24 protein-coding genes and 1 tRNA gene are annotated in these 26,544 nt (G+C 66.8%); 10 read left to right on the plus strand and 15 right to left on the minus strand.

Going from position 1 to position 26,544, the window contains the following annotated elements:
- Positions 1–148: 148 nt before the first annotated feature.
- A complete protein-coding gene (locus GC150_13560; protein ID MBI1385927.1) occupies positions 149–1,678 on the minus strand; it encodes a YifB family Mg chelatase-like AAA ATPase in 1,530 nt (509 codons plus the stop codon).
- Positions 1,679–1,951: 273 nt separating this feature from the next.
- Between GC150_13560 and GC150_13565 the strand changes: the two genes are divergently transcribed.
- Positions 1,952–2,386 carry an EVE domain-containing protein gene (locus tag GC150_13565; protein MBI1385928.1) on the plus strand — a complete coding sequence of 145 codons (435 nt, stop codon included), beginning with the start codon at positions 1,952–1,954 and terminating at the stop codon, positions 2,384–2,386.
- Between the two features lie 114 nt (positions 2,387–2,500).
- Positions 2,501–2,917: a DUF1761 family protein gene (locus GC150_13570; GenBank protein MBI1385929.1), complete on the plus strand. Its 417-nt coding sequence runs from the start codon at positions 2,501–2,503 to the stop codon at positions 2,915–2,917.
- Positions 2,918–3,045: 128 nt separating this feature from the next.
- Here the strand turns inward: GC150_13570 and GC150_13575 are convergent, their stop codons facing one another.
- Positions 3,046–3,789, minus strand: a complete 744-nt coding sequence (locus tag GC150_13575) for an outer membrane beta-barrel protein (GenBank protein ID MBI1385930.1) — start codon at positions 3,787–3,789, stop codon at positions 3,046–3,048.
- A gap of 328 nt (positions 3,790–4,117) precedes the next feature.
- On the opposite strand from GC150_13575, the gene acs reads away from it, so the two are divergent.
- From acs to GC150_13590, 3 genes are all read left to right on the plus strand, one after another.
- Entirely contained in the window at positions 4,118–6,070 is a 1,953-nt protein-coding gene (gene acs, locus GC150_13580) for an acetate--CoA ligase (protein ID MBI1385931.1), read from the plus strand.
- Positions 6,071–6,160: 90 nt separating this feature from the next.
- Positions 6,161–7,264 carry a TIR domain-containing protein gene (locus GC150_13585; protein ID MBI1385932.1) on the plus strand — a complete coding sequence of 368 codons (1,104 nt, stop codon included), beginning with the start codon at positions 6,161–6,163 and terminating at the stop codon, positions 7,262–7,264.
- A 153-nt stretch (positions 7,265–7,417) separates the two neighbouring features.
- Positions 7,418–7,912, plus strand: coding sequence for a cyclic nucleotide-binding domain-containing protein (locus GC150_13590; protein MBI1385933.1), 495 nt, complete (start codon positions 7,418–7,420; stop codon positions 7,910–7,912).
- A 284-nt stretch (positions 7,913–8,196) separates the two neighbouring features.
- On the opposite strand, the gene GC150_13595 is transcribed toward GC150_13590, so the two are convergent.
- The 6 genes from GC150_13595 to tesB all read right to left on the minus strand — a co-directional run bounded on the left by GC150_13595 (position 8,197) and on the right by tesB (position 16,014).
- Complete coding sequence (locus tag GC150_13595; GenBank protein ID MBI1385934.1) at positions 8,197–8,943, minus strand: cell envelope biogenesis protein LolA; 747 nt, start codon at positions 8,941–8,943, stop codon at positions 8,197–8,199.
- 174 nt (positions 8,944–9,117) lie between these two features.
- Positions 9,118–11,652: a hypothetical protein gene (locus GC150_13600; GenBank protein MBI1385935.1), complete on the minus strand. Its 2,535-nt coding sequence runs from the start codon at positions 11,650–11,652 to the stop codon at positions 9,118–9,120.
- Positions 11,653–11,769: 117 nt separating this feature from the next.
- Positions 11,770–12,981 carry an aminotransferase class I/II-fold pyridoxal phosphate-dependent enzyme gene (locus tag GC150_13605; protein MBI1385936.1) on the minus strand — a complete coding sequence of 404 codons (1,212 nt, stop codon included), beginning with the start codon at positions 12,979–12,981 and terminating at the stop codon, positions 11,770–11,772.
- 195 nt (positions 12,982–13,176) lie between these two features.
- The gene (locus GC150_13610) at positions 13,177–14,517 is read right to left on the minus strand and encodes an ammonium transporter (GenBank protein MBI1385937.1); all 1,341 of its coding nucleotides are present in this window, start codon (positions 14,515–14,517) and stop codon (positions 13,177–13,179) included.
- Between the two features lie 21 nt (positions 14,518–14,538).
- Positions 14,539–14,877, minus strand: coding sequence for a P-II family nitrogen regulator (locus tag GC150_13615; protein ID MBI1385938.1), 339 nt, complete (start codon positions 14,875–14,877; stop codon positions 14,539–14,541).
- Between the two features lie 243 nt (positions 14,878–15,120).
- Positions 15,121–16,014: an acyl-CoA thioesterase II gene (gene tesB / locus GC150_13620; GenBank protein ID MBI1385939.1), complete on the minus strand. Its 894-nt coding sequence runs from the start codon at positions 16,012–16,014 to the stop codon at positions 15,121–15,123.
- Between tesB and GC150_13625 the strand changes: the two genes are divergently transcribed.
- The 3 genes from GC150_13625 to GC150_13635 all read left to right on the plus strand — a co-directional run bounded on the left by GC150_13625 (position 15,971) and on the right by GC150_13635 (position 19,298).
- Complete coding sequence (locus GC150_13625) at positions 15,971–17,497, plus strand: hypothetical protein (protein ID MBI1385940.1); 1,527 nt, start codon at positions 15,971–15,973, stop codon at positions 17,495–17,497. The two genes, tesB and GC150_13625, sit on opposite strands and share 44 nt — an antisense overlap.
- On the plus strand, positions 17,484–17,933 hold the full coding sequence (locus GC150_13630; GenBank protein ID MBI1385941.1) for a heme-binding protein: 450 nt from the start codon (positions 17,484–17,486) through the stop codon (positions 17,931–17,933). Before GC150_13625 ends, GC150_13630 begins: the two co-directional genes overlap by 14 nt.
- A 126-nt stretch (positions 17,934–18,059) precedes the next feature.
- Positions 18,060–19,298: an MFS transporter gene (locus tag GC150_13635; protein MBI1385942.1), complete on the plus strand. Its 1,239-nt coding sequence runs from the start codon at positions 18,060–18,062 to the stop codon at positions 19,296–19,298.
- Between the two features lie 18 nt (positions 19,299–19,316).
- On the opposite strand, the gene GC150_13640 is transcribed toward GC150_13635, so the two are convergent.
- The 4 genes from GC150_13640 to GC150_13655 form a co-directional block, all read right to left on the minus strand.
- Positions 19,317–19,550: a Trm112 family protein gene (locus GC150_13640; protein ID MBI1385943.1), complete on the minus strand. Its 234-nt coding sequence runs from the start codon at positions 19,548–19,550 to the stop codon at positions 19,317–19,319.
- Positions 19,551–19,594: 44 nt separating this feature from the next.
- A complete protein-coding gene (locus GC150_13645) occupies positions 19,595–20,284 on the minus strand; it encodes a peptidase S16 (GenBank protein ID MBI1385944.1) in 690 nt (229 codons plus the stop codon).
- Between the two features lie 27 nt (positions 20,285–20,311).
- Positions 20,312–21,274, minus strand: a complete 963-nt coding sequence (locus GC150_13650) for a tetratricopeptide repeat protein (GenBank protein MBI1385945.1) — start codon at positions 21,272–21,274, stop codon at positions 20,312–20,314.
- Positions 21,275–21,433: 159 nt separating this feature from the next.
- Complete coding sequence (locus tag GC150_13655) at positions 21,434–21,949, minus strand: prolyl-tRNA synthetase associated domain-containing protein (GenBank protein ID MBI1385946.1); 516 nt, start codon at positions 21,947–21,949, stop codon at positions 21,434–21,436.
- A 266-nt stretch (positions 21,950–22,215) separates the two neighbouring features.
- Here GC150_13655 and GC150_13660 point away from each other — a divergent pair.
- Positions 22,216–22,290 (plus strand) — tRNA-Gly (locus tag GC150_13660).
- A 60-nt stretch (positions 22,291–22,350) separates the two neighbouring features.
- Here the strand turns inward: GC150_13660 and GC150_13665 are convergent.
- From GC150_13665 to GC150_13675, 3 genes are all read right to left on the minus strand, one after another.
- A complete protein-coding gene (locus GC150_13665; GenBank protein MBI1385947.1) occupies positions 22,351–23,520 on the minus strand; it encodes an amidohydrolase in 1,170 nt (389 codons plus the stop codon).
- Between the two features lie 162 nt (positions 23,521–23,682).
- Positions 23,683–24,123 (minus strand): hypothetical protein, encoded by a 441-nt coding sequence (locus GC150_13670; GenBank protein ID MBI1385948.1) that lies wholly within the window; start codon positions 24,121–24,123, stop codon positions 23,683–23,685.
- 132 nt (positions 24,124–24,255) lie between these two features.
- The gene (locus GC150_13675; protein ID MBI1385949.1) at positions 24,256–25,602 is read right to left on the minus strand and encodes an EamA family transporter; all 1,347 of its coding nucleotides are present in this window, start codon (positions 25,600–25,602) and stop codon (positions 24,256–24,258) included.
- On the opposite strand from GC150_13675, the gene speB reads away from it, so the two are divergent.
- Positions 25,526–26,506, plus strand: coding sequence for an agmatinase (gene speB / locus GC150_13680; protein ID MBI1385950.1), 981 nt, complete (start codon positions 25,526–25,528; stop codon positions 26,504–26,506). The genes GC150_13675 and speB overlap by 77 nt on opposite strands.
- Positions 26,507–26,544 lie beyond the last annotated feature (38 nt).

Here is a 26,544-nt window from a genome sequence, read left to right on the forward strand (position 1 = left end):
ATCCACCCGATCGCCGACACACCCGGTGGAACTGAAACAGGATTTGTTCAAGAACAGGTTAGTGGCGCTGGTCGACGCTGGAGGGAACCGGACGCATGCCGACCGACCGCCGGACACGCCTGCGGGCGCCGCATCCAGTGCGAACCGCTCAGGCGGCGACGGCCGCCCCGAGCGTCTCGCCGCGATAGCTCAGGGCTTCCGCGACATGCACGGCGCGCACGCCGTCGGCTCCGTCCAAGTCGGCGAGGGTGCGCGCCACCCGCAAGGTCCGATGATAGCCGCGCGCGCTCAGTCCCAACCGTTCGGCGGCCTGGAGCAGCAGACGACGGCCGGCCTCGTCCGGAGCCGCGACCCGCTCGAGGGCGGCGTTGCCGGCGGCGGCATTGGTCAGAACGCCCACCACGCCGAGCGCGCGATAGCGCTCGCGCTGGATGCCACGCGCGCCGATCACCCGTGCCCGGACCGAGGCGCTCGTTTCACCCGAGGCGGGCAACGAGAGATCCCCGACCGAGACGGCCGGCACCTCGATCTGGAGGTCGATGCGGTCGAGCAACGGGCCGGAAAGGCGCGCCATGTAGCGCTCCCTGCAAGCCGCGCCCGTGCGGCACGGACGGCCCGGCTGCCAACTGCCGCAGCGACACGGGTTCATCGCCGCGACCAGCTGGATACGTGATGGATAAGTGATGCGATGATTGGCGCGGGCGACGGCCGTCTCACCCATTTCGAGGGGCTGGCGGAGCGAATCGAGCACCTGGGGCTGGAACTCGGCGAGTTCATCGAGGAAGAGGACGCCGTTGTGGGCCAGTGCCACCTCGCCCGGCCTCGGACGAGAGCCACCGCCGACCAGGGCGGCCATCGAGGCGGAGTGGTGAGGGGCGCGAAAGGGCCGCTGGTCACCGATCCGGCCACCTGCCAGCTCGCCGGCGAGGCTTCGGATCATGCTGACCTCCAGCATCTCCTCGGGCGACAATGGCGGCAATATCGAGGGCAATCGCGCGGCGAGCATCGACTTGCCCGAACCCGGCGGCCCTATCATCAGCAGGTTGTGGGCACCGGCGGCGGCGATCTCGAGGGCGCGCTTGGCGCTCTCCTGGCCGCGAATGTCGACCAGATCCGGCAGCCCGTCCGGTGCCTGCTCGCGCAACGGCTCGGGCGGCGTCAGTGTCTGTAAACCCTTGAAGTGATTGATCAACGACAGCAGGTGCGGGGCCGCCAGGATTTCCATGTCGGCCGAAGCCCAGGCCGCCTCGGCGCCCGAGGCGGCAGGGCAGATCAGCGCCTTCGAGAGCGCGTTGGCGCCGATCGCGGCCGGCAGCACGCCGACAATCGGTGCGATGGCGCCGTCGAGCGCGAGTTCCCCCACGGCGCAGCAGCCGGCGATGGCGTCGTGGGAGACGGCACCGCACGCCGCCATCAGCGCGAGCGCGATCGGGAGGTCGAAGTGACTGCCCTCCTTCGGCAGATCGGCCGGCGCCAAATTGACGGCGATGTGCTTGGGCGGCAGCCCGAGCCCCAGGGAGTGGAGCGCCGCACGCACCCGCTCACGGCTTTCGGCGACGGCTTTGTCGGGCAATCCCACGATGGCGAAGGCCGGCATTCCAGGCGAAATCTGCACCTGAACGTCGACGGGCCGGGCCTCGATACCGACGAATGCGAGGGTGGTTATCGATGCGTACATGTTGGCCTCCTGCCGGAGTCCAGTAGATCGAAGAACCGGCCCGTGTCAAGAACGAAAGAGGAACGAACAATCGCGATCACAGCGTGCATGGGCGAGACGGTCGCCACGACGATCGCCTCGCGGGCGGCGTCGTGCTGCCTCGCGCCGTGAATCGGGCTATGGCACGAAGAGGTCCGGCTGGAGGTTCCGGCCGGGTTCGGGATCGCGCGAACGACGGGGTACGCCATGGCAAGGAAAACGCAAGCGATCGTCAAGCCTGCGGCAACGGAACGGATCGACCGCTGGCTCCTCAAGTCGGAGCCGGACGTGTTTTCCTTCGAGGACCTCAAGGCGAAGGGGCAGCCGGAGGAGTGGAACGGCGTGCGCAACTACCTCGCTCGCAACAACATGCGCGCCATGCAGGTGGGCGACCTCGGGTTCTTCTATCACTCCAACATCGGCAAGGAGATCGTCGGCATCGTACGCATCGCCAGCCCCATACATCGGGATTCGACGACGGACGACGAGCGGTGGGAGTGTGTCGACGTCGAAGCATTCTGCGATATGCCGCAGCCGGTGTCCCTCGCCGCCGTCAAGGCCAACGCCAAGCTCGCCAAGATGAGCCTGGTGACATCGATGCGGCTCTCCGTTCAACCGGTGACCGGCGAGGAATGGCTGGAGGTCTGCCGGATGGGGGGCCTCGACGGCGACAAGCTCGAAAAGAGCTGATCGCGGCCGGTCCAGTGGTCCGGCGCCGGGAGGGCCGACCCCGAATTGCGGCCCCAAGCCCCTCCATGTCAGGATGGGGAGGTTGTTCCGGGGCAGTCATCGGGGAGGATGAGCATGGCATTCGCAGGATTGAGCTGGTGGGCCGTACTGGCGGCCGCGGTCATCAGCTACGCGTTCGGGGCCGCCTATTACATGGCGCTCTCGAAGCCATGGCTGGCGGCGGTCGGCAAGACGGAAGCAGAGATCCGAGCGTCGCCCAGTCCGTTGCCTTTCATCGTCGCCTTCGTGTCGCAGTTGGTGATGGCCATCGTGCTCGCGGGCGTGATCGGGCACGTCGCGGGGACCGGACCGCTGAGTCTGAAGCTGGGCCTCATTTCAGCGGCACTCTGTTTCGTCGGATTCGTCGCCACGACGCTGGCAACGAACCACGGCTTCCAGGACGCTCCTCGCACGTTGACGCTGATCGATGGCGGCCACTGGCTCGGTGTTCTGCTGATCCAAGGCGCGATCATCGGGGCGATCGGCGTCTGAGCGGTGCTTTCGGCACAAAAAAACCGGACCCGATCTTCCCGGGTCCGGCCAGCTCGCGATACAGCGCATTCCAATCGGATCGCAATGCCAGGATCGGCCCCTCACGCAGGGGCCGCGCCGAGGCCGCTCTACTTCATCGACGCCGTGTGGCGCGAGAAGAGATCGAAGCGGTAGCCAAGGCCGAAGCTGACGACCCATGGATCGAGCTCGACGTCCGCGACGATGGGGTTCAACGCGTTGTTGGTGACCCAGCGGGCTTCCGTGTCGAGGAAGATCTTCTTGACGTCGGCGGTGAGCCACCAGTTGTCGCCGAGCGAGACGTCGATGCCGGCCTGCAGCGCAAAGCCCCACTCGTCGTCGATCGAAGCGGAGGTCGCACCCAGCGCATTGATGGCGCCCGCACCCGGCTTGGTGTCGAAGAAGTTGATGTAGGTCACGCCGGCGCCGACGTAGGGCTTGATGTTGCCCATGCCGGTGAAGTGGTACTGGAGCGTCACGGTGGGCGGGAAGATCCAGGTCTCCGCCAACTCGCCAACCGGGCCGAGAACGGCACCCTCACCCTTCACTTCGTGCTGGGCAACACAGCAGAAGAGTTCGACGGCCATGTTCGGCGAGAAGAAGTAGGTGAGCGTAGCCGCCGGGATGAAGGCGTCGGTCACGTCGGCGCCGAGGGCGGGATTGACCGGTCCGCCGCCCGTGGAAATTCCGATCTCGGTGTCGGGCAGAACGCCCGCGCCGAGCACGCGGATCATGAAGTTGCCATGGCTCTGGGGCTCGGCCCAATCGCCGGCCGAAGCCGATCTGATGTCATAGGAAGAAAGGCCGGCCAGCAAACATGCCGCCAAGGCCCATGTCGCAAATATTCTAGGCATAAGGGGTCCCCCAGCTCGTCTTGCGATCCCAAGATGAGACGGCCGCACACTCGCGGCCGGCGCCCCCACGCACCAAGACGGCTACCAGCAGTCGACCGGATTCGCCAAGGCTTCGAATTGACCTCGATCAAGCCGAGCCACGCGGCCTTCCGCAAATGCGAGAGGTGCGGCAAACGTGCAACGGTCGGTGCAGGTGACGGCCCACGTCCCGTTCGCTCGCGCGGGGCGTGACGCCGGATGGGGTTCGACCAACGGGGCGCTTGCAGCCGGGTGATCGCTTTGCCTATTCCTATTGCAAAGGCAAAGGATGCGCCGGGAGGAAACTGGAATGAGTGCGACGAAAACGTATGACGTTTCGCCCGAGTGGGCCAGCCGCGCCTGGGTCGACAACAACTCCTATCTCGCGCACTACAAGCACAGCATCGAGCAGCCGGACGCGTTCTGGGCCGAGCAGGGTCGGCGGGTGACCTGGATCCGCCCCTATACGAAGGTCAAGAACACCTCGTTCGGACCCGACAACGTGTCGATCAAGTGGTACGAAGACGGGACGCTGAACGTCTGCGCGAATTGCGTCGACCGCCACCTCGAGACCCGTGGGGATCAGGTCGCGATCATCTGGGAGGGCGACGACCCGACCCAGGAGGAGCGTATCACCTATCGCCAGTTGCACGAGCGCGTCAGCAAGCTCGCGAACGTGATGAAGGCGAACGGGGTGCGCAAGGGCGATCGCGTGACGCTCTACCTACCGATGATCCCCGAGGCCGCTTATGCGATGCTCGCCTGCGCGCGGATCGGGGCGGTGCACTCGATCGTTTTCGGCGGCTTCTCGCCGGACGCGCTCGCCGGGCGGATCGTCGATGCCGACTCCAAATTCATCATCACGGCGGACGAGGGCGTGCGTGGCGGCAAGAGCATCCCGCTCAAGGCGAACACCGACGCGGCACTCGCCAAGTGCGCAGGGGGAGAGAAAGTTCTGGTCGTGCGCCGCACCGGCGGCAAGATCAACTGGGAACCGGAACGCGACCTCTGGCTGCACGAGGAACTCGTCAAGGTTCCGGCCGAGTGTCCGCCCGAGGAGATGAGCGCGGAGGACCCCCTCTTCATCCTCTATACGTCCGGCTCGACCGGCAAGCCAAAGGGTGTGCTGCACACGACGGGAGGATATCTCGTCTATGCCTCGATGACGCACCAGTACGTTTTCGACTACCACGATGGCGACGTCTACTGGTGCACGGCCGATATCGGCTGGGTCACGGGACACAGCTACGTGGTCTACGGACCGCTCGCGAACGGCGCGACAACGCTGATTTTCGAGGGCGTGCCGAATTATCCGACCGCCTCACGCTTCTGGCACGTGTGCGACAAGCACGGGGTCAACATCTTCTACACCGCGCCGACGGCGATCCGCTCGCTGATGGGGGCCGGGGAGGATTTCGTCAAGCGCACCGACCGCTCTTCGCTCAAGCTGCTCGGTTCAGTGGGCGAGCCGATCAACCCAGAAGCCTGGGAGTGGTACCACAATGTGGTCGGCGAGGGCCGCTGCCCGATCGTGGATACCTGGTGGCAGACCGAAACCGGCGGCATCATGATCACGCCGCTGCCGGGCGCAACCAAGCTGAAACCGGGCTCGGCGACACGGCCATTCTTCGGAATCAAGCCGGCGCTGGTGGACGCCGAAGGCAACATCCTCGAGGGAACAGCGGAAGGAAATCTGGTCATCCTCGATTCATGGCCGGGCATGATGCGAACCATTTTCGGGGACCACGAGCGGTTCGTGCAGACTTATTTCTCCACTTACAAGGGGAAATATTTCACGGGCGACGGCTCGCGGCGCGACGAGGACGGTTACTACTGGATCACCGGCCGCGTCGACGACGTCATCAACGTCTCGGGCCACCGGATGGGAACGGCGGAAGTGGAATCCTCCCTCGTCGCCCACCCCAAGGTCTCCGAGGCCGCGGTCGTCGGCTATCCGCACGACATCAAGGGGCAAGGCATCTACTGCTACGTCACCCTCATGGCCGGTATCGAGCCGAGTGAGGCCCTGCGCAAGGAGCTGCGTGATTGGGTGCGCACGGAGATCGGGCCCATCGCGACGCCCGACCTCGTCCAGTTCGCGCCGGGACTGCCCAAGACGCGTTCGGGCAAGATCATGCGTCGCATTCTGCGCAAGATCGCCGAGAACGACTATTCGAGCCTCGGCGATACCTCGACGCTCGCGGAGCCCGCGGTCGTCGACGACCTCATCGAGAACCGGCAGAACAAGCCAAAGGCGGGCTGAGGCGAAAAGTCGATCGGCGGTCGGGATGTGCGGCCGCCGGTCCGCAAGCGCCGAAGGCGACGCGGTGGGGAGGTGCCGGGGAGCAGCGTAATGGCACGCATTTTCCTCAGCTATTCTCGGGCGCAGCGCGCAACGATCGAAGAACTCGCCGCGCTGCTCGAGGCGAACGGCCACGAAGTCTGGTGGGACGCCGAACTCATCAGCGGCGAACCGTTCCGCACCGTGATCGATCGGGAGATCAATCGGGCGGACGTCGCCATCGTCGTGTGGACCCCGGACTCCATCAACTCGAACTGGGTCATCGCCGAGGCCGACCATGCCGAACGGCAGGCCAAGCTGCTGCCGCTCAGAACCGCCGAAGTGGAGCCGTGGCAAATTCCCAAGCCATACGGCACGTTACACGCCGAGTTGGTCGGCAACGAGGATCGAGTGCTGGCGGCCGTTGCAGCAGCGGCGGCACGGGTCGTATCGGGTGCGCCAGCCGGCGAAGCGCAGGAGAGCGCCGGTGGCACCGTCGTGGGCCGGCAGGATCAGCGGCACGTCGCCACCAAATATGCGCCGACGACACAGCCGGCCGCGGAAAAGATGACGACGGTCCTGATCGCGGCGGCGGTGCTTCTGGGGACCAGCGCGGTGGCCGGCGGCTACTGGCACCGAGACGGCTCGGCCGACAAGGCCTGGCTCGCGATCCCGGGTGGCGCGGTGGCGTCCGTGGTGCTGGGATCGATCCTCTTCGGGTTGGCCGCGCAAACGCGTCAGCCGCTCTATCGGGCACTTGCCGCCTATCTCATCGTCAACATCATGCTCTTTGCCTGGCCGGCAGTCGCACTCGTCGCCGCCTTTGGCGACGGGCTCGCGGATGGGTCGTTCCTTGCCCGCTATCCGAGAACGCTTGCCATCTGCGCCGCCGGAGTGCTCGGTTTCACGGCCCTGCTACTCGCCCAGCGACGGGGGGTGGCATCCGTGCTGACCATCGCGCAACTCGTGGCGGGAGCCCTCGCGGCCATCCTCGGGGTCGCGAGTTACCGACAGATCCTTCGGTCGGGTGCCGAGCCGACATGGCTGACCACGCACGTCGAGGCACTCAACCATCTGCTGACCATCGCCGCCGGGCTGGCGGGAGCGGCTCTCGCCATCATGTTCCTCGTGGCAAGCGTACTGCTCGCATCCCGCAGGCCGGCGCCACGGCTCTGAACCGGCCGAAGGGCGTGCCTTGCGGCAACCGCGTCGCCATCCCCAATTTTCGGCACGCCGGCGGATGGACCCGACCTCAGCGAATCTCCTAGCGTCGGCATTATTCGGGTTGCAGAAGCAGCCCTCCACGCATCCGTTCGAGGCGGGTCAATCATGTCGATCGACAACATCATCATGCCGATGCTTTCGGTGCCCTTCTTCGAGGGCCTCGCCATCTCGCAGCTCAAGTCGCTGGCGGTCGGCGCCGAACGGCTGGTCTTCAACGATGGGCAAGTCCTGATCCGTGAGGGCGCCAGCGGCAACGCCGCTTACCTCGTCGTCGACGGCAAGGTTCTGGCCTACCACGGAGCGGCGCCGGGACCGGATGCCAAGGTGCATGGTGTCGGGACGATGCTGGCCGAGATCGCAATGGTCACCGAAACCAACCACGTCGTCACGGTTCGCGCCCTCGGCAAAGTGCGCGTTCTCGGCTTTTCGCGGCACATGATGCATGCCTACTTCGCCGAGGATCCGGGGCTGGCGCAGCATTTCCTCGAAGTGCTGACACACCGGCTGAAGGAAATCAGCGACGTGCTGCGCGAGACCGACGCCATGCTCGGCGCAGACGCGGAACCCGCGGCTCCGACACCAAATCGACGGGTCGCCTGAAGGCGGCTGGCCCACCATACCCTGTCACCGTGGCCCAGTGTGGTCTCACCAACGGCCCGGACATCGAACCCCGATCGCAAACAAAAAAGCGCCCAACCAAAGACTTGGTCGGGCGCTCATCTGCGCTTCAGCGCATGCGCCGGGAGGGAAGCCGACGCTGCTCGCGGTGCTCGCCGGCTAGACGGGGGGGCGTGGCCGGATTACGAGAGCACCACTTGCTCATACCACTTTAACAGTATTCCGGAACAGGTCAATCCACCCTGTGGATAAACCGCGACTGGTGTTCAACGCTGATTCGCGTGGGCGTTCTGCAGGCCGACATCAGACGGCTTGAAAAGGTTCGGATCGGCCGGCTCGCCCAACGCCAGACCCGCCACCTCGATACGCGTATCGAGCCCCTGGGCATCGGTCACGACCCATTCGCGCAGGGCCAACGCGTTGTCCGCGCCACGATCGAAGACGAGGCGCAAACGACCATTGCTGGCGTTCTCCTTGTCGATGATCGTCAGGTTGACCCCGGTCGGCGCCATGGCGATATCCGCGATCTCGGCGTCGCGAAGAACATCGACCGTTTCAGCGAGTAGGATGCGGAACGGCGTCGAGGACAGCGAATAGCGCTCGACGGTTTCGAGTTCATGGTCCTCGATGGAAAGATAGGTTCCATCCGATAGGATGACCATCTTGCTCGGCGGCGAGTAGACGAAACGGAACCGACCCGGCCGGCTGACGAAAAACCTGCCGCGAACCCTCTGCTGCTGAGCATCCGTCTGAACGAACTTGCCGTTCATGTGCTGGATGCCATTGAAGTAGCCGTTGACATCCTCGATCAACTTCAACTCTTCCGCCGAGAACGTCCGCCCGATGACGCCGCCGGGCTGGACCTCTGCCTGCCAGCCGGAGCCGGCGCCCACGGCATTGACGGCAGGCGCGGTCGGCTGCGTCTGGGTCTGGGCCTGCGCGGGCGCAATAGGCGGCAGGGCAACGCAGGTCAAGAGGCCGAGCGCCGCAAAGAAGCTGGTCCTGAACACCATCTCATCCCCCTGAATGGAAACTCCGGCAGGCCTCGGTCGAGGCGTCCGAACATGGCACGGTTCCGCGCGACTCGCCGCGACAGCCGATGCCCACACCCGGCAAAGTATGTGCCGCGCATCTCGCCCGCAACCGTCGGCGCCGGGTATCCCCGCATTATGGGGCAATTGAGGCCGTTACGGCGCGTGACCGAGAACTTCCCGGCGGCCGGCGGCATTCGGGCCGGTGACGAGGCCGGCTTGTTCCATCTGCTGGACCAGCGTCGAAGCGCGCCCGTAACCGATCGAAAGACGGCGCTGAAGATAGCTGGTCGAGACACGGCCGTCACGCAGCACCATGGCCACCGCGCGATCGTAGAGGTCGTCGGCGCGCTCCACCGCTCCAGCGGTGCCGGACGAGGCCGGCGCGGTGGCCGCAAGCAGGGCCGGGACATAACGTGCCTCGCCCTGTGACGCGAGGAACGACGTGACCGCCTCGATCTCCTCCTCGCCGACGAACGGTCCGTGCAGGCGCACGAATTCGCCTCCACCCGCGCTGAACAGCATGTCACCGGCTCCGAGTAGCTGCTCGGCGCCCTGCTGGCCGAGCACGGTGCGGCTGTCGGCGGCACTCGCCACCTTGAAGCTCAACCGGCTCGGCAGGTTGGCCTTGATGACCCCGGTGACGACATCGACACTCGGGCGCTGTGTTGCCGCCACGAGGTGGATGCCGGCGGCGCGGGCCATCTGAGCCAAACGCTGAACGGCGGCCTCGAACTCCTTGCCGGCGGTCAGAACGAGATCGGCCATCTCATCGATGACGATGACGATGTAGGGCATCGCCTCGAGGTCGAGATTCTCGTTCTCGAACACGGGCTGACCGTCGGCGCGATCGAAGCCGACCTGTACGGTGCGGTTGAGAGCCCGACCCATTCGGCGGGCGTGGGCGATCCGGTTGTTGTAGACCTTGATGTTGCGCACGCCGAGGCTCGCCATGCGCTTGTAGCGCTCCTCCATCTCCCCGACCGCCCACTGCAGAGCCGATACGGCCACGCGGGCATCGGTGACGACGGGGCAGAGCAGGTGCGGAATGCCGTTGTAGGCCGAAAGCTCCAACATCTTGGGGTCGATCAGCAGCAAGCGACAGGCGTCCGGCGTCAGACGGTAGAGCAGCGACAGGATCATGGCGTTGAGGCCGACCGACTTGCCGGAGCCGGTGGTGCCGGCAACGAGCAGATGCGGCATCTGCGCAAGATCGACGACCACGGGTTCGCCGTCGATCGCACGGCCGAGCGCGATCGGAAGCGCTGCGTCGGTGTGGCGGAAGGACTTCGATTCGAACATCTCGCGCAGCACGACAGGCTCACGGCGCACGTTCGGCAGTTCGATGCCGATTGCATTGCGGCCGGGAACAGTGGCGACGCGCGCCACCGCGACACTCATGGAGCGGGCGATGTCGTCGGAAAGGCCGATGACGCGCGAGGCCTTCACGCCGCGCTGCGGCTCGAGTTCATAGAGTGTGACCACGGGGCCGGGCCGCACGTTCACGATGCTGCCCTTGATGCCGTAGTCCTTGAGGACATCCTCGAGCAATCGCGAGTTGCCACGCAGGACGCTCTGCGTGAATTCGGCCCCGAGTTTGGCGCCGCGCCCCTTTGCCAGGAGCTGGATCGACGGCAAGCGGTGATCGTTCGCGGGTGTAGCGGCAGCCGCCGAGAGGGCCTCGACCAGCACGGGATCGGCGAGGGGAGCGTCGTTGATCGGCAAGGTCGGCGATGTCGTGCGCGAGGCAGGCGCGAAACGGCGGGCAAGGTCGCGGCCGCGCTCGTCGAGGGAGTTCGAGGTGTGGCGGCTCGACCCGACCCCGCCGAGCATGGCGGCGCCGGCGAAGACACCCCCGGCGACGGCGGCCCCCGCCAGGGCATTCGACGGGTCGTCCAATTCGGATGGAGATGGCACGTCGCTGAAACGAGGCTCGCTGCGTGCGCCGGCATCACGTCCCGACGGGCCGCCGGGGCGGGCCGAGGCGGCGGTCGCCGCGCCGAATTCCGCCCCCGCAGCGAGAGCGGCGTCGGCGGCGGCGGTGAGACCACCGATGCCGGACGCACCGCGACCGGCGGCCGCAGGGGCAGCGGATCGGAAGCGAGGCCTCAGGACCCAAGCGAGAGGGGCGAGCGAGGCGAGCGCGAGGCCCGCGACCATGGCGAGGCCGCGCGGGCGCTCGAGGGTATCGTCGCTCGGCTCGAAGGCACGGCGCAGGTCCTGAAGCTGAATGCCGAAGGCGCGCACGTAGATCGCCGCCCCGGCCCAGGCCATCAGCAGCCCCGCGGCGATCGGCCCGAACGTCGGATCGACGGTAACCGCGAGGCCCGTCATGGCGAGCGCCGCCGTGTCGCCGGCAAGGCCACCGAAGCCGTGGTGCAGCGGCCAGGCCTCGAGCCGAGGCAAACCCGAGAACGCGGCCGCCAGCAGGCCCGTACCGACTGGCCAGAGGATCAGCTTGCGTGGCAGATTGCGCACGTGCTTGCGCCGATAGAGATCATGCCCCCAGGTCGCGATCGGCAGAACGAAGAGCACCGCCGCCAGACCGAGCGTCTGGAAGAGGAGGTCCGCAACGAGCGCTCCCGGTGCGCCGAGCAGGTTGTGAGCGAGTTCGGAGGGGCCGCCGTGGAGGCTCGGATCGGTCGCCGACCAGGTGGCGATCGCGAGCCAGATCGCGATGGCGGCGGCCATGAGGGCGAGGCCCGTGCCCTTCAAGGACCAGGTTCTGACCAGTTCCTCGATGTCATCGCGGTCGATGACTTCGGCATTCTTGCCGCCAGTTTCCGACGCCATGGCCAGCCAACACGCTCACTTCGCCAATTCCACGATCCGTTGGAGCGCCTCGGACGTCGTTGCGCGGTCGTGCACCAGGGCCACCCGGACGTAGGGTGCGCCGGGATTGTGGCCGGTCGGGTCCGGCTGACCGAGGTAAGCTCCAGGCAAGACCTTTACACCGTATCCTTTCCAGAGGGTTACCGCGGCCGCCTCGCCACCGCCGAAACGTGCCGTTTCGAGCCAAAGGAAGAAGCCGCCGGCAGGCCGGCGGTAGCCGAGCGCGTTCCCGAGGATGCGGTCCGCGAGGTCGAATTTCTCGCGATAGAGGTCCCGGCTCGCCTCGACGTGCGCCTCGTCGGACCAGAGCACGGCGGAGGCATGCTGGACCGGGACGGGGGTCTGCGGCGCCGCGACGTTACGGAAGCGCTGAAGCGAGGAAAGAAATGTCGCATCGCCGGCCACGAAGCCCGAGCGCAGTCCCGGCACATTGGAGCGCTTGGAGAGGGAATTGAAGGAGACCGCCCGCGAGAGGGAGCCGGTGCGCGCGCTGGCGACTTCGAGAATGCCGGGCGGCGGTGACACCGAATAGATCTCCGAATAGCACTCGTCCATCAGCAGCCAGAAGCCGTGCCGGCGGGCGAGATCGAGCGCGCGGGAGAGATAATCGGGGTCGGCGACGGCGCCCTGGGGATTGGCCGGCGAGCAGAGCACGAAGGCCGCGGTGCGCGCGAGCAGGTCCGCATCGCCAGCGAGAGCTTCGAGGTCCGGCAGGAAGCCGGTGTTGGCGCCAGTGTCGAGCAGCACCGGCTCGCCGCCCGCCGAAATCGCACCGGCGGCATAGCATTGATAGAAGGGGTTCGGCATCAGCACCCGGTCGCGGCCGGCGGCGCGCGCCTCGGCAAGGGCGACAACGATGGCCGAGACGATGCCCTCGCGAGAGCCGTTCAACACCATCACCTCGCGATCAACGTCGAGGTCGATGCCATAGCGGCGCCGGTGCCAATCGGCGAGGGCGGCGCGCAGTTCGGGCGTGCCCTGTATCGGAGGATATTTCGCGTAATCGGCCGCGGCCTCGGCGAGGGCCGGGGCGAGAATCTCCGGCAGCGGATGGCGCGGCTCACCGATCGTCATGTCGATCGGCGCGAGGCCCTCGGGCGGGGCGATCCCCTCCAGCAGGGCGCGTAGACGAGGGAACGGTGACTGGATGAGATCGAGGCTGGTGGGCATGGCGGCATGTCCCGGCATCCGAGCGGGCCGACAGGGCCCGGTCCATCCGCGAGGACATGCCGCAAAACGAAGGGGAACACCAGAACGTGCGGGGGCGCCGGGTGGCAGGGGTCCGGCAAAACGAAAGGAACGGCCCGGAGAGCTCACGATCCGGGCCGTTCCAGGTGCCGGCGCAAAGGGGGATGCGCCTGGCACATCCCGCCGGGGCAGGGATCAGAAGCGCTGGCTGCCGACCCCGAACTCGGGATAGGCCTCGATGCCGATCTCGGCCTTGTCGAGGCCCATTGCCTCCTGCTCCTCACTCGGACGCAGGCCCATCACCACCGAGAGCACGAGCCAGACGGCCGCACTCGCCAGGCTGACGAAGACGCCGACCGCCACGACGCCAACTGCCTGCACGGCAAAGCTCGCGTCGGCGTTGGTGAGCGGCACGGCCATGGTGCCCCAAATCCCGGCGAGAAGGTGGACCGGGATCGCGCCCACCACGTCGTCGATCCTGGCCTTGTCGAGGAGCGGCACCGCAATGACGACGATGACGCCGCCGATGCCGCCGATGAGCAGGGCCATCGGCACGCTCGGCTGGAGCGGCTCGGCGGTGATGGCAACGAGGCCGGCGAGCGCGCCGTTGAGCGCCATGGTGAGGTCGACCTTGCCGTAGAAGAGCTGGTTCAAGAGCATCGCGACGACGACGCCGGCGGCCGCCGCAAGGTTGGTGTTCACGAAGATGCGGCTGACGTCGGAGACGTCGCTGACCGTGCCCATGGCGAGCTGCGAGCCGCCGTTGAAGCCGAACCAGCCGAGCCAGAGGATGAACGTGCCGAGGGTCGCCAGCGGCATCGAGGAGCCCGGCATCGGGTGGACCATGCCGTTCGGGCCGTACTTGCCCTTGCGCGCGCCGATGATGATGGCACCGACGAGGGCCGCCCAGCCACCGGTGGAATGCACCAGCGTCGAGCCGGCAAAGTCCGAAAAGCCCATGTCGTCGAGCCAGCCGGTGCCCCATTCCCAGGAGCCCTGGATGGGGTAGATGATGCCCGTGAGGACGGCCGTGAAGATGAGGAACGGCCAGAGTTTGACGCGCTCGGCGACGGTGCCCGAGACGATCGAGGCGGTCGCCGCACAGAACACCATCTGGAAGAACCAGTCCGAGGCCACCGAATACGAGCCCTGGTCGATCCCCGCTCCGGCCGCCTGGGTCGGATAGGGCTCGAGCTTGCCGACGACATCGGAGACGAGCCAGTTGCCGTCACCCGGATACATCAGCGCGTAGCCGACCACCCAGAACATGATGCCGGAGATCGAATAGAGCGCGATGTTCTTGGTGCACTGCATCGCCACGTTCTTGGAGCGCACCATACCCGCCTCGAGCATGGCGAAGCCGGCTGCCATGAACATCACGAGGAAGCCGCCCATCATGAAGAGCAGCGTGTTGAAAATGAAGCCGACATCGGGCGAGACGCCAGCCGGCGGCGTCGCGTCCTGGGCCAGTGCGGCGACGGGCAGAGCCGTCGAGGCGACCACCACGGCCGCCAAAGCTGCGATTTTCCGTCTCATATGCTGTCCCCCTTCATCGGATCAGAGTGCGTTGACGTCGAGTTCGCCGGTGCGGATGCGAACCGTGCGGTCGACCGGTGTGACGAAGATCTTGCCGTCGCCGATCTGGCCGCTGTTGGCGGCACCGCGGATCGCCTCGACGGTCGCGTCGAGCCGATCGGTCGGCACCACGACCTCGATCTTCAGCTTGGGAAGGAATTGCACGGCGTACTCGGCGCCGCGGTAGATCTCGGTGTGGCCTTGCTGGCGTCCGTAGCCCTTCACCTCGGTCACCGTCATGCCCTCCACCCCGAGCCCGGTGAGGGCCGTTCGTACGTCGTCCAACTTGAATGGCTTGATGATCGCCATCACGAGTTTCATCGTCCCACCTCCTCAGTGACGCGCCCGAGCCCCGCTCGATCGAGACGGCAGCGGCCGCCAAAAGCCTCTCCGCCGTCGCGCGACGACGAATTGGTTAAGGACAACTCAAGGCTCGTGCCAGACTCGTGTTCTGAGCACTATCTATTTGTTATTGTTGAGTTTTAAGCGATTTCCGTCGTCGCGGGACGGGCGACTGACGAGGCGCCTCTGCCTAATCCGTAAGCAGAAACCCGAAACTGCCTATCAGCGCGCCAGATACTGACTCGGGCGTTGGCGCATCAGGCCTTCCTGGGCGACGGAGGCAACGAGCCGGCCATCACGGGTGTAGATCGAGCCTCGGCAGAAGCCCCTCGCACCACCGGCCCAGGGGCTGTCCTGGACGTAGAGAAGCCATTCGTCGGCGCGAAAATCGTCATGCACCCAGAGCGCATGGTCGAGGCTCGCCAGCTGGATGTCGGCATCGAAGAGCAGCTTGCCGTGCGCGATGAGCGCGGTGTCGAGCAGCGTGAAATCCGAGGCATAGGCGAGGACGCACTGGTGCAATGGGCGGTCGTCCGGCAAGCGGCCGTTGGCGCGGAACCAGACGAGCTGCTCGGGGCGCATCGGCTCGCGGGTGGCATAGCGCGAGAGGTCGACCGGGCGCATCTCGATCGGGCGATCGCGCTCCCAGTATTGGCGCATGTTCGCGGGAAGCTTCTCGATGAACAGCGCCTTCAGTTCGCGCTCGGTCGGCAGGCCCTCGGGCGCCGGCACGCCCGGAGGCATCGACGCCTGATGGGTGAAGCTCACCTCGTCGATATGGAACGAGGCCGACATGGCGTAGATCACCTCGCCGTGCTGGCGGGCGATGACGCGGCGGGTCACGAAGCTCTTGCCGTCGCGCAGGCGGTCGACTTCGTAGATGATCGGCACGCGCGGATCGCCCGGACGCAGGAAATAAGCGTGCAGCGAGTGGCCATGGAGTTCACCGTCGACGGTGCGCGAGGCAGCAACGAAGGCCTGACCGATGACCTGGCCGCCATAGACCCGCTGCCAACCATCCTGCGGGCTCTGGCCACGAAACAGGTTCACCTCGAGCTGCTCGAGGTCGAGAATGGCGAGCAGGGCTTCGAGGGCCGGTTGCGGATTGGCGGGCATGGGCGGGCTCCTTGCCGGGGCGAGGCGGGGCGGCGCATCGGTCGCCCGCCCGCGAGACTTTATGCCACGAGCAGGCTGTGGCACATGGACGTGCGGGAGCAACCGGGCGCTGTCAACTGGCGCCCCGGCCAGCAGGGAGGTCGGCTTGCGACAGGGCGAGACGTCAGGGCGCGACCACCAACGCGTTCGTGACATCGACGATCTCGACGTGCTCGTCGCGGGCGCCGGGCCAACCGGGCTCGCGCTCGTTGCCGCCCTGCAAACGCTCCATCCCGCAGGGGCGCGGATCGGCATAGTCGACGGGCACGATCCGCGCGTCGCGAGGACGGGAGCCGACCGGCGCGCATGGGCCATTTCGGCGGGCAGCGTGCGCATGCTCGAGGCGATCGGGGCGTGGTCGCAGTGCCGCCCGCATGCCGAGCCGATGCTGACGATCGACATCACGGACGGGCCGCTCGATTCGCCGATCCGTCAGGTCATGCTCAACTATGCCAACGTCCTCGACGACGGCACGCCCGGTTCCTGGATCGTGCCGAACGAGGTGCTGACGGAGGCGCTGCGGGACGCCTGCGATTTCTCGCGCGTTGCGGTCCATGCCGCCACGGATGTCACGGACATGACGGTCGGGGGCGACTTTGCCGAAGTGCGCCTCGAAGGGATGGCCGGTGAGGCACGGGTGGCGCGCAGCCTCAGGGCACGGCTCGTCGTCTCGGCCCAGGGGCGGGGGGCAAGCCTTCGCCGGCGGGCCGGTATAGACGTGGTCGGCTGGCGCTACCAACAGACGGCGATCGTGACGACGATCACACTTCGCGAGCCCCATTCCGGCCGCGGCACGCAGCATTTCCTGCCGGCCGGCCCGTTCGCCATTCTGCCGCTCCCGGGGCGGCGCGCCTCGATCGTCTGGAGCGAGCGGAGCGAGGAGGCGGAGCGCATCCTCGCTCTCGAACCGGCGGATTTCGAAGAGGAATTCCTGCGGCGGATCGGGCCGTCCTATGGCCATGTCGAGACGATCGAGCGCCCGCAAGCCTTCCCGCTTTCGTTGCAGCTCGCGCGGGAGCTGACGGGGGATCGCTTCGCCCTGGTCGGCGACGCGGCGCACGGCGTCCATCCCCTCGCCGGGCAGGGCCTCAATCTGGCGCTGCGCGACGTTGCCGCGCTCGCCGAGCTCGTGGTCGATGCGCTGCGCCTCGGGCTCGATCCGAGCGGCCCGGCCGTGCTGGATGTCTATGGGCGCTGGCGGCGCTTCGACGCGGTGTCCTCGAGCCTCGCGTTCGATGCGATCAACCGGCTTTTTTCCAACAACCACGAAGGTTTGCGGGCGCTGCGCCGGTTCGGCCTCAGGGCGGTCGGGCGCCTCGACGGACCGATGCGGTCGCTCGTGGCCGAGGCGGCCGGCGTAACGGGGCAATTGCCGCGGCTGATGTGCGCCGTGGATGGAACGGCCGCCATGACAGCCGGCGGGGGTGGCGATGGCAGGCGCTGAACTCGATCTCGAGAGCGCCATGCGCATCGTTGCAGCGGCGCTCGCCGGAGAACGTACGGACGCCTCCCGGCGGATCGCGGTGGTCGTGGTCGACCGGGGCGGGCATACGCTGGCCGCGGTGCGTGAGGCGGACGCCCCGCCGCTCCTCGTCCACATCGCCGAAGCCAAGGCAAAGACCTCGGTGGTCTACGGCAAGCCGACGCGCACGGTCATGGCATGGGCGCAAGAGACTCCGCTCTGGTTCCATGGTGTCGCCCGCGTTGCGCAGGAGCGCATGGGGCTGCCGATGATCGCGAGCAAGGGTGGTGTCATCGTCCGCGACGGGGCCGGCACGCTCATCGGCGCGGTGGGCGTCGCGGGCGAGGCGGGCGATCGCGACGAGACGCTCGCCATCGCGGGCATCGGGGCGGTGGGGCTCATTGCACAGGTCGCGTGAACGAGGCCGCGCGGCAACTTCCACGCAATGCACGATCCGCATGGCTCGCCGCCGCCAAGGCCGGTTCCGCGCTGAACAATGAACTGCTAGGAGCCGAAGCAGTTCCTGGAAAGCCCGGACATCGTCATGATCACCGCGCCCTCCGCATCTTCCGAGCGCCGACATTGGGCGAGCCCGACGGTCGTCATCGTCGCCGGCTGCCTCATCGCCCTCATCGGATTCGGCGTACGATCGACCTTCGGGCTGTTCCTCGAGCCGATCACCGTCGCGCAGAGCTGGGACCGCGAGACCTTCGCCATCGCCCTCGCGATCCAGAACCTCCTCTGGGGTTTGGGCGTGCCCTTCGCCGGTGCGCTCGCCGACAAATTCGGGCCGGCGCGTGTGATCGCCATCGGCGCCGTCATTTATGCGCTCGGCGTCGCCGGAATAACGGTCGCCAGCGAGCCGACGCTCTTTCATCTCGCGGCCGGGGTTGCGACCGGGCTCGGCGTCGCCTTCACCTCCTTTTCGCTCGCACTGGCCGCGATGGCCAAGGTGGTGGGTCCCGAGCGGCGCTCGCTGGTGTTCGGCCTCGGCACCGCCGCGGGGTCATTCGGACAAGTGGTGTTCTCGCCGCTCGGCCAAGCTTTCATCGACGGCTATGGCTGGATGAATGCGCTCATGCTGCTTTCGGGCGCGGTGCTCCTCGTCCTGCCGCTCGCCTTCGTGCTGCCGAGGGGGACGCAAAGCGGCACCGTGGCCGATGCCGAGCAGACGGTCGCGGCGGCAATCCGCGAGGCGTTCGCGCACCAGGGGTTCGTGCTGCTCACCGTCGGGTTCTTCGTCTGCGGCTTCCACGTCGCCTTCATCGCGGTGCATTTCCCCGCCTACGTGAGTGATCTCGGGCTCGGCCCCGAGGTCGGAGCCTACGCCCTCGCGCTCGTCGGGCTTTGCAACATCGTCGGCTCGTTCCTTTCCGGCATGGTCGGGCAGGTGTGGTCGAAGCGGATGGGGCTGAGCGTGATCTATTTCTCGCGCGCGGTCGTCATCGCCGCGCTGCTGATGGCCCCCAAGTCCGCGACCACGATTTATCTCTTTGCGGCGGCAATGGGCATTCTCTGGCTCTCGACCGTGCCGCTGACGACCGGCATCGTCGCCCAGGTGTTCGGCCTGCGCTACATGGCGACGCTGTCGGGCATCGTTTTCTTCAGCCACCAGATCGGCAGTTTCACCGGGGTCTGGCTCGGCGGATATCTCTACGACACGACGGGAAGCTACGACGGCGTCTGGCAGGCGGGGGTGGTGCTGGGCCTCCTTGCCGCCCTCATCCACCTGCCGATCGACGAGAGGCCGCTGGCGCGGCTCAGGGCGCCGGCCGTTCCATGATGCGGCCACTCAACCGCTTCAGCGCGAGCGGTCGCGCTCGGCGTCGCTCAGCTGGCGGGCCTCGCCGGCAAGCATGACCGGGATGCCATCGCGGATCGGATAGGCGAGGCCGGCGGCGCGCGAGACGAGTTCGCCCGCGGCGCGGTCGTACTCGAGGCGGGATTTCGTCACCGGACAGACCAATACCTCGAGGACGCGTGGGTCGACCTCACGAACGCTCGTCTGCTCTTTATTTTCCGGTTCCTCGCGCATTGTTCGTCGCTCCCCTGCGATCACGCACCCGTTGGCTCGAAGGATCACTGCAGCGCCGAAGGCGGACCGTCGTTGCCACCGGTCGCCAGTTCCATTTCGGCAAGGGCGATCAGCGCCTCGGCGCGCCCCGCGACGTCGGCGGCCTCGAGCAAGGCCTGTTTTTCTTCCGAGCCGTACGGGCAGATCATCGACAGCGTGTTGACGAGGAACGCCGTGCTCGCCGTCTCGACCGTCGACCAGTCGGCCGCCAAGCCGCTGGCCGTCAGATAGCGACGCAGGACCGACAGCAAGCGCGCGCGATCCACCTCTTCCGGCACCTCGGGCGGGGCGAGGTCGTGCGCGAAACGGTCGTATGAGACACGCATGGTCCGGAAGGGATGGTCGCGCTCCTCCTCCGCGACGATCTCGAAGCGGCAGACGCCGGTGAGTGAAATCAGGTAGCGCTGATCGTCGGTCTCCTGGAATGCCGTGAGGCGACCGACCGTACCGACAGAGCGCAGGCCTGCCTGGTTGCCCATCGGGGAAAGGCCCGTTGCCACGTCGCGGCGCGCGGGCTGCACGATGCCGAGCAGGCGCTCGCCAGCCAAAACGTAGTCGATCATGGCGATGTAGCGCGGCTCGAAGACGTTGAGCGGCAACTGGGTGTGCGGCAGCAGGATCACGCCGGAGAGAGGAAACACGGGGATGATGCCCTCGAGGTCCCGGGTGGTCGAATAGGGGTGCCGCGTCGCCATGCCGTTTCCTTCAGTAACGCCCCCCGCTCACGAAAAGAGGAGGGACGAAAGCCGACGCCGACCATCGATGGTCATCGGATCCTTCGGACCCCATGCCTCGAAAAGTTCGACGAGCTGACGGCGCGCCGCCTCATCGTTCCAGGCGCGGTCGGCGCGCATGATCGACAACAGTTCGTCGACAGCCGCCTCGCGATCGCCGGTCGCATTGAGCGCCACCGCCAACTGATAACGTGCCTCGTGGTCCTTCGGATTGGCAGCGACACGCTGGCGCAGATCACCGAGCCTGCCGGCGGCCTCGGCACCCTTCTCCGCAAGCTCGAGGGCGGCGCGCGCGCTCGAGACGTCCTGGTCGGTGTCGCCCGCTGGCGGGACGAGGGCGAGGATCTGGCGCGCCTGGTCGAAATTGCCGAGTTCGATGTGGCAACGGGCGAGCCCCGCCAGGGCCTTCAGGTTCTCCGGCTCGCGCGCGAGGATCGCGCCAAAAATCTCCGCGGCTTCGGCGAGTGCACCTTCCCCGCGCGCCTGTTCGGCGGCCGCCAGGGCCTCGGCGACATCGTCCACCGCGTCCTCTTCTTCGGGCGCGGCGAGTGCCTGCGGCCCGAAGAGTTGAGCGAGATACGCGCGAACGCGATCGGCCGGCTCCTTGGACGGCAGGATGCCGACGATCTGCTGCTGGATCAGCAGCACGACGGCGGGAAGCTGGTTCAAGCCCATCTGCTGCACGAGGAACTGGTTCTTGCGGGCATCGATGATGGCAAAGAGGACAGGCACCTCGGGCCGCAGCGATTTGGCGATCGTGTGCATCACCGGACTATCGGTGCCGCCTTCGAGATGGGCGTGCAGCACGACGAGCTTGGTCGCGGAATCGGCCACCAGACGCTGCAAGGTCTGCTGTGTCACAACGAGCGGTTTTTCGGGGCTGCTGCCGTCGCCACCTCCGGCGGCGGCATTCTTGCCGTTCTTGCCCAAGGTCGTGAAATCGAGCGTCATGCACCTGCTCCCTGAAATCCCTGGCGGAGAATAGCCCAATGATCGCGCGGCCCGCACCTGCCTGCTCGTGGGGTCGCCGCAACGTGACCCCAAACCACTCTCAAGATGTGGCGCGCGACGAAATCCGCAAGCTCCGGTTGCTGCGAACCGTCGCCGACGTCACGTCGCGCCCAACCCGTCAACCGGAACGATCCGCGGCTCGTGACCGCACGAGCGAATGAACTTTAGCAGATCATCGCGCGCGATGTTGGTCGTCGCGGTATTCTCGAGCGGATGATAGTTGAGCAGGTCGTGCGACATCATGCGCGCATCGAGGATGGGCTCGACCCGGTTGCCGGTGTCGTTGATGAGGGCGAAGGGTGTCACCGAGCCCGGCCGGATGCCCAGAACCTCCTCGAGCAGCTCGGCGCGCCCGAAGCTGAGGCGACCGGCGGCGCCGATCAGCTTGTGCAGCGATTTCAGGTCGATTTCGGCGTCACTCAAAGCGACGACCAGGAAGATCCGATTCTTTTTGTCCTTGAGGAAGAGGTTCTTGGTATGGCCGCCGGGGAGCAGCTCGTGTTTGTGGATGGCATCGCTCTCTTCGACGGTGAAGACGGCCGGGTGCTCGACTGTGTGATGCCCGATGCCGAGCGCGTCGAGGCGCGCGAAAAGGTCGTTGCGGGTGGCAGGCATGTCTGCGCCTCGTCGTCTGGCGGTGCTGGACCGAGTGCTGGCGCGCGTATCGAAACGCTCCGACGGGCGGTGCGGCGCTACGCGCGGCAGAGCGCGTCGATGGCGATGCCCCGCGCATGGTCTGCGGCATAGAACGGACCGCCCTGCAGAGCAAGGCGTGTCGGCCGCCACCGGCTGCGCCGCACGTCGAGACGGTTGCAAAGGGAAATGCTTTCGGTCATAAAGCGGCTCTCGCCGGCCCGGGTGGCCGCGCGTACCCCACGGAAGCGGGCGTAGCTCAGGGGTAGAGCATTACCTTGCCAAGGTAAGGGTCGTGAGTTCGAATCTCATCGCCCGCTCCAATCTCCAACGGACTCTCGCAAAGGCGCGCGGCATCGGGGCCGCTGCCGGCGGCTGGCGTCTCATCGCGCCGGCAGGGCCGTCTCGACCAGTTTGACCCAATACGAACAGCCGAGCGGGATGATCTCGTCGTTGAAGTCGTATTCGGGATGGTGGAGGCCGGCGCTGTCGCCCTGGCCGATGAAGATGAATGCGCCGGGACGGGCCTGGAGCATGTAGGAGAAATCCTCCGCCCCCATGACCGGTGGGGCCTTGGCGTCGACCGCGCCGTCGCCGACGATCTGACGCGCAATGCCGACGGCGAATTCCGTCTCGGTCTCGTGATTGACGAGGACGGGGTAGTCGCGCTCATAGCGATAATGCGCCGTGAGGCCGTAGGCGGCCGCCATGCCCGCCACCATCTCGCCCATGCGTCGCTCGACGAGGTCGCGTACCGTCTCGCTCAAGGTGCGCACCGTGCCTGCCATGACGGCGGTCTGCGGGATGACGTTCGTCGTGTTGCCGGCGAGAACCTTGGTGACCGAGATCACAGCCGCCTCGACGGGGTCGACGTTGCGCGAGACGATGGTCTGGAAGGCCGTCACCAGCTGGGCGCAGAACACGATCGGATCGTTGGCGCGGTGCGGGCGGGCGGCATGACCGCCGTGGCCGGTGACCTCGATCTCGAAAACGTCGGCGGCGGCCATGAGTGGGCCCGGCCGCGTTCGGAAAACGCCGACCGGGACACCCGGCGCATTGTGCATGCCATAGACCTCCTGGATGCCGAAGCGCTCCATCAGGCCTTCCTCGACCATGACACGCCCACCGGCGCCGCCCTCCTCGGCGGGCTGGAAGATGAGCACGGCCGTGCCGTCGAAGTTGCGCGTCTCGGCGAGATAGCGAGCGGCGCCGAGCAACATGGCGGTGTGCCCGTCGTGACCACAGGCGTGCATCGTCCCGGGGTTCCGGGAGCGGTGGGGCAGGTCACGCAGCTCCTCGATCGGCAGCGCGTCCATGTCCGCCCTGAGGCCGATCGTGCGGCCGCTGGCAACGGAACGGCCCCGGATCACGGCGACGACACCACTCGTCGCCATGCCGGTCACCACCTCGTCGACGCCGAGCGCGCGCAGCTTCTCTGCAACGAAAGCGGAAGTGCGCGGCAATTCGAAGCCGAGTTCCGGATGGCTGTGAAGCTCGCGCCGCCAACCGGCGATCTCGTCGTGCAGGTCTGCAAAGCGGTTGATGGTCGGCATGACGCGGCGCCCCCTTCTGATGATCGCGCCAAAAGACGCACAAGCGCCGCGCTTGGCAAGGGGGCTCGGTCACCCGAGGCGATGCCGGATCATGCGTCAAGGCCCGCGCCGCGGGTAGCGGGACGGGCCTTGACTGAGTCGAGACGTCGAGGCGTGCCCTGATTAGCGGCAATGCCACCGGCGTGCGCGCTCGTCCCTGACGATGGCATGGCTCGGCACCCAGCCGCGCCAGCCGTCGTGACGCACGGCACGATACTTGACCGGACGCACGAGCACGCGCTCGCGGATCGTCTCGTAGACAGCGGGGCGGTAAACCACCACTTTGCCGCCATGGTAGGCGTGGCGGTGGTGCACGGTGCGCAGCGGCGGGCGGACCATGACGCGGCGGGTGCGCCACTCGTAACGGGCCGCGCGCTCGACGATGTCGTAGCGACGGCCGACGGTGCCACGGCGCCATGTGCGGATGGCCTTGACCGGCTCGCGGCAGGTCTTGTGCTCGTAGTAGTCACGGGTGAAGAGGAACTCGACGGCCTCGGCGCGCTCGGGCGGCAGCACGAAGGCTGCGGCCGCGAGAAGCAGCACGGACAGGATGCGGAACGTCATACGCGGGCACTCCTTGCGACGATCGGCGTTGGCGATGCCGGGATAGTGCCAAGCAAGCCCCAATTTTTCATGAGAAAACAAGGATAACGTTCGGTTACCCGGCGTCCGGCCGATGAACGTTGCCGAACGACATCAGGCGCTCGCGCGGTGCAGCCAGCGCCAGCCGCGCCGGTGGCCGAGTCGGGTTTCGCGAAACACGATGTAGATCCCGGAGGCCGCCACGATGGATGCGCCGAGAACCGTGTAGCCGTCGGGCAACTCGTCCCAAATCAGCCAGCCGAGCAGCATCGCCCAGAGCAGCGCCGTGTAGCTGAAGGGGGCGAGGATGGCGATGTCCGCCAGCTTGGACGCCTTGGTGCGGAAGATCTGCGCCGTGCCGCCGAGCAATCCGATGGCGATCAGGAGCGCGAGGTCCAGCGGGCCGGGCGTCACCCAGACGAACGGCAGCGCCACGGCGGCGCATGCCGTCGTGGTCAATGTGAAATAGAGGACGATCGCCTCGGTGGTTTCCGTTCGCGTCAGCTTGCGCACGTAGATGGTGGTGACACCGATACAGGCGGCGCCCGCGATGGCGAACACGGCCGCCCAATCGAACGCTGTCGTGCCGGGACGCACGATGATCAGCACGCCAATGAAGCCGACGACGACGGCCGTCCAACGGTGCAAGCCGACCCGCTCACCGAGCATCGGAACCGAGAGCGCGGTCGCGAAAAGCGGCGCCGCGAACGTGATCGCGATGGCGTCCGAGATCTTCATCAGCGAATAGGCGGTGAAGACGGACACCATGGCGGCCACACCGACCAGCGAGCGCACGATGTGGCCCGTGATGTTGTTGGCCCTCAGCGGGCGCAAGTCCCGGCCCTTCAAGAGGACGACGCCGAGCGGGACGAGAGCAAAGACACTGCGAAAGAACACGATCTGGATGATGGCAAAGCGCGGCGCTTCCCACTTCACGAGGACATCCATCAGAGTGAAGAGCGCCACGGCCACGATGGTGAAGCCGATGGCCGTGCCGGGCCGCTCGACCATCGACGAGAGCGCGATGCCGTCTCCTGGTCCGGCGGCGCGGGCTTCTGGGGCTGGACCATCAGGCATCGGGATTGCGACTTTTGCACCCGGAGCATGCGCCCACGGGATCGATGGCTCGGCGTGCCCGACGGTCGGGCAACAGGAACGGACACCGACGATAGCCCAGCGAGTGCGAGGTTGCATATCCCCGCCATTGCAGCCGAGCTGCCCGGCCGGCGCAACGCTGCGTTCGCCTGGAGGGCGAGCACCGGCAGTAAAGGAACGCTGGCAACCGCGTTTTTCTCGTGTAGCTTCTGGCCCTGACGTCCGGGGCGCGCGCCAGCCGCGACCGGATCGCCAGATCGAATGGCGGCAACGACAAGGGAGGAAAACCATGGCGGGTGACGACGACTTCTTCCAGCCGATCTCAGGGGCCGAGCTGCCGCGCTTTTCGGGTCTGCCGACCTTCATGCGCCTGCCCTACGTGCCGTTCGGGCATCCGCGCATCGGCGAAGTCGAGATCGGCCTCGTCGGAGTGCCGTGGGATGGCGGCACGACGAACCGGCCCGGCCCGCGCCATGGACCGCGCCAACTGCGGGACCTCTCGACGATGGTGCGCTCGCGCCATCCGGCAACCAAGGTCAAGCCCTACTCGCTCGCCAATTGCGCCGACATCGGGGACGTCGCCATCAATCCGGCTGGCCTCGATGACAGCATGGGGCGGGTCACCAATTTCTATCTCGAGCTGATGGCGCACCGCATCACGCCGATGACCGCGGGCGGCGATCACATGATCACGCTGCCAATCCTGAGGGCCCTCGCCAAGGACGGGCCGATCGGCATGATCCACTTCGACGCGCATACCGACCTCTTCAACGAATATTTCGGCGGTTTTCGCTACACCCACGGCACCCCCTTCCGCAGGGCCATCGAGGAGGGGCTTCTCGATCCCAAACGCGTCGTCCAGATCGGCATCCGCGGCACGCAGTACGACGGCGAGGACATCGAGTTCGGGCGCGCCAACGGCGTCAAGATCATCGAGATCGAGGAGTTTTTCGAGCGCGGGGTGGCCGACGTGATGGCCGAGGCGCGCCGGATCGTCGGGGCCAAGCCGATCTATGTCAGCTACGACATCGACTTCATCGATCCGTCGTATGCGCCCGGCACCGGCACCCCGGAAATCGGTGGCCCGAGCTCCTTTCAGGGCCAGCAGGTCTGCCGACACCTCTACGGGCTCGACATCGTCGGCGCCGACCTCGTCGAGGTCTCGCCGCCATTCGACCCTTCGGGCGGCACGGCGTGGGTGGGCGTTTCCATCATGTTCGAGTTGATGTGCGCGCTCGCAAAGGCGGTGGAGGCACGGCGGACGAGCTGAGCGGCCTGCTCGGCGACCGGCGCTCGAACCGGCCGACG

The organism is Hyphomicrobiales bacterium (assembly GCA_016125495.1).
Classification (GTDB): domain Bacteria; phylum Pseudomonadota; class Alphaproteobacteria; order Rhizobiales; family RI-29; genus RI-29.